Here is a 9,612-nt window from a genome sequence, read left to right on the forward strand (position 1 = left end):
GAATAGTTGACGCCCCGACAACTGGAATATGAAAGCAAGGCGTACTGATTGAATACCGTTTATGCTTTAGGTTTGCGAAAAAGGAAAACTAAATGTTCACGCTGAGCTGGCAACCGCCTTATGACTGGCCCTGGATGCTGGGATTTCTTGCCGCCCGTGCGGTTGAAGGTGTCGAAACCGTAGAGGAACTGAGCTATGTCAGAAGCCTGTCCGTAGGGGGGCATCGTGGTCTGGTGCGCGTTGTCCCGGATCTGCACGCCAACGTGCTACACGTGACATTGAGCACAGGGTTACAGCCGGTAGCTTCCGAGTGCCTGGCAAAAATAACGCGCTTGTTCGATCTTGGCTGTTGCCCGCAGCAAATTATCGCCGCGCTGGGTAGCCTCGGTGCGGCGCGTCCGGGACTGCGCCTGCCGGGATGTGTCGATGCGTTTGAGCAAGGGGTACGGGCGATTTTAGGGCAGTTAGTCAGCGTATTGATGGCCGCTAAACTGACGGCGAAAGTGGCGCACGCTTACGGGGAAGCGCTGGAGGATGCGCCCGAGTATGTGTGTTTTCCTACGCCGGAAGCGCTTGCCAATGCCGATCCGCTGCACCTGAAAGCGTTAGGAATGCCACTCAAACGCGCTGAAGCGTTGATCCACCTGGCTCATGCAACCCTTGAAGGAACGCTCGCGACAACAGCCCCTGCCGATATCGAACAAGGCGTTAAGCAGCTACAAACGTTTCCCGGGATAGGGCGCTGGACCGCCAACTATTTCGCGCTACGTGGTTGGCAGGCGAAAGATGTTTTTCTGCCGGATGACTATCTGATTAAGCAGCGTTTTCCCGGCATGACACCGGCCCAGATCCGACGGTATGCAGAGCGCTGGAAACCCTGGCGCTCCTATGCGCTGTTGCATATCTGGTATACGGATGGCTGGCAGCCGTCAGTTGATGGCGAAATTACTGGTATTCAGTAACAGATCCAGCGGTTGGGCGTCGGCAATAATATCGCCATAAATCATATCAACACCGATGCCAGAAAGCGTATCCATGATAAGTGGCAACTGCACCGGCCCGGCGATAGTTTTTATGTCCAGACGCTGGGCATGACCCTGGATAATGGACACCCACATTTCGTCGATCAGGTTGCTGGGAGCGCTGGCACTTAGCTCGCTGTCGAGCAACAGGTAATCGACAATGCGATATTTCAGGTTGTCAAAGAGCTCTAAATCGCGACCAACCTGACTTAATACAATTCGACAGCCGTACTGGCGCAGCCGATGCAGGGCGGATATCGCCTGCGTTGGGTTGGTTTTGATGACGCTTGCCGGAACGGTCAGATGCAGCAATCGCGGCGGTAGTGGACTGCGTTGCAAGTGCTCCAGCAGCTCATCGATAAGTTCTGTGTTGAGCAGGCCGACGGCGGAAAGGGGCAGGGCAATACTGAGGCCCTTACTGGCTACTGCTTGGGCAGAGTTCTGGAAGAACTCGCTAAATACCCGACGGTCAAGCGCCTTGCTTAAGGCGGGATCGACCAGCCCGGCGCGGAAGGCTTGCTCCTCAATGGCTTCACCTTCAGCGGTGCCTAAGCGAAGCGAGAGAAGCCAGAAGCTAAACGTCTCCGGTATACGCGGGGAAGCCACACCTCTGGCGATCATCAGCATTGGGTTGTGCATAATGGTGTGTCTTTGCTCATCCAATGTCAGTTGACTACGCGCGGCATGACCCTGGCTTTGCTGCGGTTCATAAACGCAGACGCGTCCACGCCCACTGTTTTTCGCCGCATAACAGGCAATATCCGCTTGAGACATTACGTCGCTGGCGACATGGTTTTTCTCATCAATGAGCGTAATCCCTGCGCTGGCGCCAATACGGTGTAAGCGGCCTTCCCACATGAAGTGGTAATCATTAATGGCGCTGATGACGCGACCTGAAATAAAGCGAGCGCTTTCGATATTACAATCCGGTAGCAACAGACCAAACTCGTCGCCGCCCAGGCGCGCCAGCATATCGCTGGATCGCAACATGCTGAGCATAAGCGCTGAGAGTTCACGCAGCAGGGCATCGCCTGCGGCATGACCCGCGCTGTCGTTCACCGCTTTAAAACGATCCAAATCGATAAAAACCAACACATGGCGCTGGTGCGTGTCGTGTACCGAATGCAGCAATTGTTTTAGATGGTTTTCGAAGCTGACCCGGTTTGCCAACTGGGTCAGGTCATCATGCGATGCGCTGTAGCTAAGCTGGCGGAGCATCTTCCGCGACTCTGTGACGTCCTGAATAACCAACACCGAGCCAATGCTGCCGCCGTCGAGGGTGCTGAGGGGCGTGATGCTGTACTGAATGTCATAACTGTTGCCGTTACGACAATGCAGGACCACTTCCTGTTCGATTGCCGTACGTGACATGTCAGCACTGTAGATATTTTCCATCAGCGGACCGTTCTCGCCAAAAGTAATATGTAGTACCGTCAGTAGCGGAATGCCGATGGCACTGTCCTGCTGCCAGCCGCTCATTTTCTCAGCGACCGGATTCATAAAGGTCACGTTCATATCGACATCAATACAAATCACCGCTTCGCCGATTGAATCCAGCGTAATGTGAAGGCGCTCTTTTTCCTGATACAGCGCTTCGTTAAGCTGCTTGACTTCGGTCATATCCATATTGATACCAAGTAAGCGTTCAACTTCACCGTCTTTATTCAGTACCCGGTTGGCCAACGAGCGGATATGGCGTATGCCATCTTTTACCGCGATACGAAACTCAAGCTTAAACGGAGCCCGTGCGGCCAGTGAATCACGAATCACATTTTCGGCGTACTCACGATCTTCGGGTACAACGCACTCATACCAGACTTGCCAACTGGGCTTGATATGCGCAGGAACTTCGTAGAGATCGAACATCCGTTTATCCCAGCTGATCACGTCAGGCTGGAGTTCCCATTCCCAGATCCCAATCCCCCCGGCTTCATTGGCGAGGGTAATGCGCTCCATCAACCGTTTGTTAATCCACTCGGTATGCTTCAGGTCGTTAATGTCCTCAACCTGCGCGATAAAATAGAGTGGGGTATTGTCGCTATGACGCACCAACGAAACGGCCAGCAACGCCCAGACGACGTCGCCCGAACGGGTGTAATAGCGTTTTTCCATGGAATAGCTATTAATCTCTCCGCGTGCCAGCATGTTCAGCTGTTCAATGTCGTTGTTCAAATCTTCCGGCCAGGTTAATTGCTGGAAGGTCAGTGAACGTAACTCCTCCTGGCTATAGCCCAGAAACTGACACAAGGCTTTATTGGCCTGTAACCATTGCCCCTCGGTACCGACTAACGCCATGCCAATCGCGGAATATTCCATGGCGTTGCGAAAGCGTGACTCGCTTTCTGAAATGTGCTTGCGTTCGGCTCGAAACGCGTACATCACCATGGTCATCATATTAGCTGGCAACAGGATCATCAAAAACGGCAACCAGGGGATGTCCGTCATCATGTTCGGTTTCGGGGTGTAAAGCAGCGAAGGGTCGGCAGCCAGCATCAGCGAAACCATCATCACGGTGCTGAGGAATATTAAAAACGCCTCCAAACGCGGCAGACGGACAGCGCTCCACATCAGCAGGACAATAACGCAGGTAAATGGCCATGGAATGTACATCATGGACAGCCAACTGAGCGTTAAGGTCACCAGCAGGGTAATCAGGGTCTCAAGCAATAATCGCGGGTCGCGATGGCGCAACAGGTAATGTGGTTTAAACAGTAAACCTAACGGCACCAACGCCAGTGCGCCAATGGATTCTGACAGTACCCAAATGAGAAAGGTATTTAACGACGTGTCCTTCGGCAGCAACAACCACATCAAAATGCCGCCCAACAGTGGCGGAACAACCGCGCTACCAAATGCCAGGCGCGCCCAGTCATTCAAATTTTGTAAGGGATTGTACCAGGGCAGCAGTTTACGCAATAACATTGCGCCAACAACAGCCTCAATAATGTTAATGACCGTATAGGAGAAATTAAGCGACTGTCCGGGGAAAAAAAGTAAAGAGGCGCCGATGCTACCGAATGAGCAAGCCAGCGCGATCCCAGGCCACATCTTTCCCGCGTGACGGTAAAAAGCCACCATCATGATAGAGGTTGGAAACCACAGAGGGGCAAGCTGTGCGCCGTAACGTGATAGTTCCAGCGAAAACAACGTAAAGATGAAAGCCACCAGACCTAAACTGGCCAGGCGCAGTAGAGGATGGGGTAAGGTAACTAAAACATGTTGGGATTGTTTACTCATTACCACTCTACCCAAATAGCCGTTGTCGCCCAGCAGAGATGCCGGACGCATCACATTTAATCTGGGATTATGCTAGTACAAACAATTTACAATTTATACGCCAGCTGCTCATAAATTAACACTCCCAAGCTATTAATTCCTAAGGCAGGTGAATAAATATAGCGGCTGTTCTAAATCTGACCATTTTAATTTGCGACAGGGACAGTATTGGTGCAGCCTGGGGTGGCATCGCGCCGCTGAAATCCCTATAATTGCCGCGTTTGGCGTTTCGGCGCCGCCCTTCCTTACATCCAGGTTAATCAGGTCGCTAAATTTATGACTGATCAGTCCCATCAGTGCGTCATTATCGGCATTGCCGGCGCATCGGCTTCCGGCAAGAGCCTTATTGCCAGTACTCTTTATCGCGAATTGCGTGAACAAGTCGGTGACGAACATATTGGCGTTATTCCCGAAGACAGCTATTACAAAGATCAAAGCCATCTGTCGATGGAAGAACGCGTAAAAACCAACTACGACCATCCGAACGCGATGGACCACAGCCTGCTGTTTCAACATCTGCAAACGCTGAAGCGCGGCTCTGCCATTGAGCTGCCGGTTTATAGCTATGTTGAGCACACGCGTACGCAAGACACTATTCATATCGAACCGAAGAAAGTCATTATCCTGGAAGGCATTTTGCTGCTGACGGATGCGCGTTTGCGCGATGAGATGAACTTTTCTATTTTTGTTGATACGCCGCTGGATATTTGTCTGATGCGCCGTATCAAGCGGGATGTGAATGAACGTGGTCGTTCAATGGATTCGGTGATGGCGCAATACCAGAAAACCGTCCGTCCAATGTTCCTGCAATTTATTGAGCCTTCAAAGCAATACGCCGACATCATTGTGCCGCGCGGGGGTAAAAACCGCATCGCCATCGATATTCTGAAGGCTAAAATCAGTCAGTTCTTTGAATAAGTTCAGCGAATTGTGTACCGTTCAGTGATAACCTGGTTCACCCTTAACGCACCTGGCATTAAGGGTTTGAAGCACGAAAGGAGAAAGTGCCATGCGTTTATGTGACCGAGATATTGAAGCCTGGTTGGATGAAGGTCGCCTGTCGATCACTCCACGCCCTCCTGTCGAGCGAATCAATGGCGCCACGGTAGATGTGCGTCTTGGCAACAAATTCCGTACGTTCCGCGGTCATACGGCGGCGTATATCGATTTGAGCGGACCGAAAGATGAAGTCAGCGCCGCGCTGGATCGCGTGATGAGTGATGAAATCGTCCTCAAGGACGGCGAGGCATTCTTCTTGCATCCGGGTGAGCTTGCGCTGGCAGTAACATTCGAATCCGTGACGTTGCCTTCCGATCTCGTCGGTTGGTTAGATGGCCGTTCATCTCTGGCGCGTCTGGGACTGATGGTACACGTCACCGCACACCGTATCGATCCGGGCTGGTCTGGCTGTATCGTACTGGAGTTTTACAACTCCGGAAAATTACCCCTGGCTCTGCGTCCGGGCATGCCGATTGGCGCGTTAAGTTTCGAACCGCTTTCCGGTCCGGCAGCGCGACCATACAACCGTCGTCAGGATGCGAAGTATCGCGACCAGCAGGGCGCCGTTGCCAGCCGGATCGATAAAGACTGAGTGTTTATCAGTCCATTGGGGATAGCATGAGACGATTTCTGACGACGCTGATGATTCTTCTGGTCGTGCTGGTGGCCGGCTTTTCTGCGTTAGTACTGTTGGTGAATCCGAATGATTTCCGCGCGTATATGGTCAAGCAGGTTGCCGCACGTAGCGGGTATCAGCTGCAGTTGGATGGCCCCCTGCGTTGGCACGTATGGCCGCAACTGAGTATCCTCTCAGGGCGAGTGGTGTTAACAGCTGAAGGCGCCAGCGAGCCTCTGGTTCGTGCCGACAATATGCGTCTCGACGTCGCGTTGTGGCCGCTGTTGAGCCACCAGCTCAGCGTGAAGCAGGTGATGCTCAAAGGCGCAGTGATTCAACTGACCCCGCAAACTGAGGCGGTGCGCGGTAAAGATGCGCCCGTTGCCCCAAAAGACAATATGTTGCCCGATCTGGCGGAAGACAAAGGGTGGTCGTTTGATATCGCCCGTTTGCGGGTTGCCGACAGTGTTCTGGTATTCCAGCATGAAGACGACGAACAAGTTACCGTTCGTGATATTCGTCTGGAGATGGAACAAGATAGCCAGCACCGCGGCACGTTTGATTTTTCCGGGCGTGTGAACCGCGATCAGCGCGATCTCGCGTTATCCTTTAACGGCACGGTCGATGCCTCCGATTATCCGCACAACTTATCTGCGAATATCGAGCAGTTAAGCTGGCAATTGCAGGGGGCCGATCTGCCGCCCCAGGGGATCAACGGTCAGGGACATCTTCAGGCGCAATGGCTGGAAGAGAAAAAACAGCTTTCGTTTAGCCAGATAAATTTGACCGCCAATGACTCTTCGTTCTCCGGGCAAGCACATGTGGCCTTGTTGGAAAAACCGGAATGGGCCGTCGACTTAAAATTTGGTCAGCTCAATCTGGATAACCTGCTCGTACAGCATGACGCAGCGGCGACAGCAAAAGGTGATGTTCAGCAAGGTCAGAGTCAGTCAACGCTGGCGCGCCCCGTCATTGCTTCCCAGGTTGATGCCGTTTCGTATCAGGGACTCAAGGGTTTTTCGGCAGACATCGCTTTGCAGGCTGACAAAGTGCTGTGGCGGAAAATGGCGTTTGAGAATGTTTCGGCAAAAATAGACAACCAGTTCGGCTTACTGAACATTGCGCAGTTGCAGGGAAAAAGTGATGGCGGGCTGATCTCACTGCCCGGCACGCTGGATGCCAGAAAAGGAGAACCGCGAGCGGTCTTTCATCCGCGCCTGGAAGGTGTGGAAATTGGCACGATTCTGAAGGCCTTTGATTACCCCATCGCACTCACCGGCAAGCTGTCGCTGGCGGGAGATTTTTCCGGCTCAGATATTGACGCCCAGGCGTTTCGCCATAGCTGGCAAGGGCAGGCCCATGTCGAAATGAACGATACGCGAATGGAAGGGATGAACTTCCAGCAGATGATTCAACAGGCTGTAGAACGCAGCGGTGGGGATGTTAAATCTCAGCAAAACCTCGATAACGTGACCCGGTTGGATCATTTTGTAACCGATATGACGCTGGATAACGGTGAGGTGACGCTGGATAACATGGCAGGGGAGTCCGCGATGTTGGCGCTAACCGGCAAAGGAACGTTAGATCTGGTGAAGCAGAATTGCGACACGCTGTTTAACATTCGCGTGCTGGGCGGTTGGGATGGCGAAAGTAAGTTGATTAGTTTCCTGAAGGCCACCCCGGTTCCTCTCAGGGTCTATGGCCAGTGGCAATCACTGAACTACAGTCTGCAAGTTGATCAGCTTTTGCGTAAGCATCTGCAGGATGAAGCAAAACTTCGTCTGAATGACTGGGCAGATCGCAATAAAGATTCCCGCAACGGCAAAGATGTTAAAAAGTTGCTGGATAAGCTCTGATTCATATTGCCGGATGGTGGCTAATGCCCCATCCGGCTCGTGACTTACACCTCGTAATCCATCTCTTCTTCACCGTGTAGCGGTATCAGCTGGACCTTTTGCACGCGATGATTTTCCACCTGCAGGGTTTTTAGCCGATAGTCGCCAACCTGGACTTCCTCCCCGGTTTTCGGGATGCGCTGCAAATACTCCATTAACAGTCCGGCAATGGTGTGATACTCACGCTTATCGTCTAACGGGATAGGCACGTACTGCACCAGGTCTTCCAGTGGCATATGTCCGTTAGCGGTCCACGAACCATCGGCGTTTTTCTGAATATCATGACGGGCGTCGATTTCCTCTACCTCGTTTGGCAGATTGCCGGCGATGGTTTCCATCACATCACTCAGCGTCACAATCCCTTCGACGGAACCAAATTCATCGGCTACAAACGCGAAGTGCGTGCGGGCATTACGGAACTGCTCAAGCGCCGGAAGCAGCGGCAAGGTCTCCGGGAACACCAGCGGCTGGCGAATCAAGACGCGCAGGTCGAGCGGTTCGCCGCGCAGAGACTGTTGCAGTAAATCGATGACATGCACCACGCCCAGCAGTTCCTCCTGCTCGTCTTCGCCAGTGACCACCAGACGCGTATGCTGGTTTTTTTCCAGTAAGGCGCGGATTTCTGCTTCGGGCGCATTGAGGTCGATATGTTCAATATCATGGCGCGAGGTCATGATACTGCTGACGGTACGCTGATTGAAGTTCAGCACACGTTCAATCATCCGCCGCTCCTGAGGCGCAAAAATCTGACCTTCATGATGATCCGCCAGCATCGCCGCGGTTTCGGCATCCAGTTCGGCATCTTCTTTTTGCCCGCTCAGCAGTCGCATTACCGCCTCGGCGGTGCGCTGGCGCAGAGTATGGTTGGCTGAGAGGAAGCGACGACGGTTAAAGATAGCCAACTGGTTCAATGCTTCGATCATGACCGAGAAGCCGATGGCCGCGTACAGGTAACCTTTCGGGATATGGAAACCAAACCCTTCGGCCACCAGACTGAAACCAATCATCAGCAGGAAGCTCAGACACAGAATAACAATAGTTGGATGGCTGTTAACAAAGCGCGTCAGCGACTTGCTGGCCAGCAACATCAGGCTGATGGCAATAATGACTGCCGCCATCATCACCGCCAGGTGATCGACCATGCCAACAGCGGTAATGACGGAATCCAGAGAGAAGATGGCATCAAGCACCACGATTTGCGCGACCACACCCCAGAACTTAGCGCCTTTACGCTGGGTGGGGTTATCGCTGTCTTTCCCTTCCAGCCGTTCGTTGAGCTCCATAGTGGCTTTAAACAGCAGGAAGAAACCACCGAACAGCATGATCAGATCGCGGGCGCTGAAGCTGAGATCGCGAATGCTGAACAGCGGCGTGGTCAGCGTTACCAGCCAGGATATTGATGCCAGCAGCAGCAGGCGCATAACCATCGCCAGCAGTAGCCCGGTAATACGCGCCTTATCCCGCTGGGCAGGAGGTAGTTTCTCCGCGAGGATGGCAATAAAAACAAGATTATCAATGCCAAGAACAAGTTCGATCACGATTAACGTGACCAGTCCGGCCCAGATTGACGGATCGGCAATCCATTCCATAGTAAATGCTATACCCATAGTTGTATGACAATTGTCACAATTCGATCATGGGTAAAACTGGCGAAAAATGCAATGGCGAGAAGGGATTTCGGTAATGACTCCAACTTATTGATAGTGTTTTATGTTCAGATAATGCCCGATGACTTTGTCATGCAGCTCCACCGATTTTGAGAACGACAGCGACTTCCGTCCCAGCCGTGCCAGGTGCTGCCTCA

7 protein-coding genes are annotated in these 9,612 nt (G+C 52.7%); 4 read left to right on the forward strand and 3 right to left on the reverse strand.

Annotation, left to right across the window (positions count from 1 at the left end):
- Positions 1 to 92 precede the first annotated feature (92 nt).
- Positions 93 to 962: a DNA-3-methyladenine glycosylase 2 gene (gene alkA / locus ACHHZ7_RS21015; protein ID WP_060683568.1), complete on the forward strand. Its 870-nt coding sequence runs from the start codon at positions 93 to 95 to the stop codon at positions 960 to 962.
- On the opposite strand, the gene ACHHZ7_RS21020 is transcribed toward alkA, so the two are convergent.
- Positions 930 to 4,259, reverse strand: a complete 3,330-nt coding sequence (locus ACHHZ7_RS21020) for a diguanylate cyclase (protein ID WP_060683797.1) — start codon at positions 4,257 to 4,259, stop codon at positions 930 to 932. The two genes, alkA and ACHHZ7_RS21020, sit on opposite strands and share 33 nt — an antisense overlap.
- Before the next feature lie 315 nt (positions 4,260 to 4,574).
- Between ACHHZ7_RS21020 and udk the strand changes: the two genes are divergently transcribed.
- The 3 genes from udk to asmA all read left to right on the forward strand — a co-directional run bounded on the left by udk (position 4,575) and on the right by asmA (position 7,769).
- Positions 4,575 to 5,216, forward strand: a complete 642-nt coding sequence (udk, locus tag ACHHZ7_RS21025; protein ID WP_003036776.1) for a uridine kinase — start codon at positions 4,575 to 4,577, stop codon at positions 5,214 to 5,216.
- A gap of 91 nt (positions 5,217 to 5,307) precedes the next feature.
- A complete protein-coding gene (dcd, locus tag ACHHZ7_RS21030; protein WP_003834269.1) occupies positions 5,308 to 5,889 on the forward strand; it encodes a dCTP deaminase in 582 nt (193 codons plus the stop codon).
- Between the two features lie 26 nt (positions 5,890 to 5,915).
- A complete protein-coding gene (asmA, locus tag ACHHZ7_RS21035; RefSeq protein ID WP_060683569.1) occupies positions 5,916 to 7,769 on the forward strand; it encodes an outer membrane assembly protein AsmA in 1,854 nt (617 codons plus the stop codon).
- Between the two features lie 44 nt (positions 7,770 to 7,813).
- On the opposite strand, the gene ACHHZ7_RS21040 is transcribed toward asmA, so the two are convergent.
- Positions 7,814 to 9,397, reverse strand: a complete 1,584-nt coding sequence (locus ACHHZ7_RS21040; protein ID WP_032941964.1) for a TerC family protein — start codon at positions 9,395 to 9,397, stop codon at positions 7,814 to 7,816.
- 105 nt (positions 9,398 to 9,502) lie between these two features.
- The coding region (locus ACHHZ7_RS21045) for an IS1 family transposase (protein ID WP_019725171.1) at positions 9,503 to 9,612 on the reverse strand (110 nt) is incomplete at its 5' end.

The organism is Citrobacter freundii complex sp. 2024EL-00216, assembly GCF_043945515.1.
Taxonomy (GTDB): domain Bacteria; phylum Pseudomonadota; class Gammaproteobacteria; order Enterobacterales; family Enterobacteriaceae; genus Citrobacter; species Citrobacter portucalensis.

Bases quoted from the DNA above. Each gene is read 5' to 3' on its own strand.
- alkA (WP_060683568.1), top strand. From the start codon at position 93: ATGTTCACGCTGAGCTGGCAACCGCCTTATGACTGGCCCTGGATGCTG.
- ACHHZ7_RS21020 (WP_060683797.1), bottom strand. From the start codon at position 4,259: ATGAGTAAACAATCCCAACATGTTTTAGTTACCTTACCCCATCCTCTA.
- udk (WP_003036776.1), top strand. From the start codon at position 4,575: ATGACTGATCAGTCCCATCAGTGCGTCATTATCGGCATTGCCGGCGCA.
- dcd (WP_003834269.1), top strand. From the start codon at position 5,308: ATGCGTTTATGTGACCGAGATATTGAAGCCTGGTTGGATGAAGGTCGC.
- asmA (WP_060683569.1), top strand. From the start codon at position 5,916: ATGAGACGATTTCTGACGACGCTGATGATTCTTCTGGTCGTGCTGGTG.
- ACHHZ7_RS21040 (WP_032941964.1), bottom strand. From the start codon at position 9,397: ATGGAATGGATTGCCGATCCGTCAATCTGGGCCGGACTGGTCACGTTA.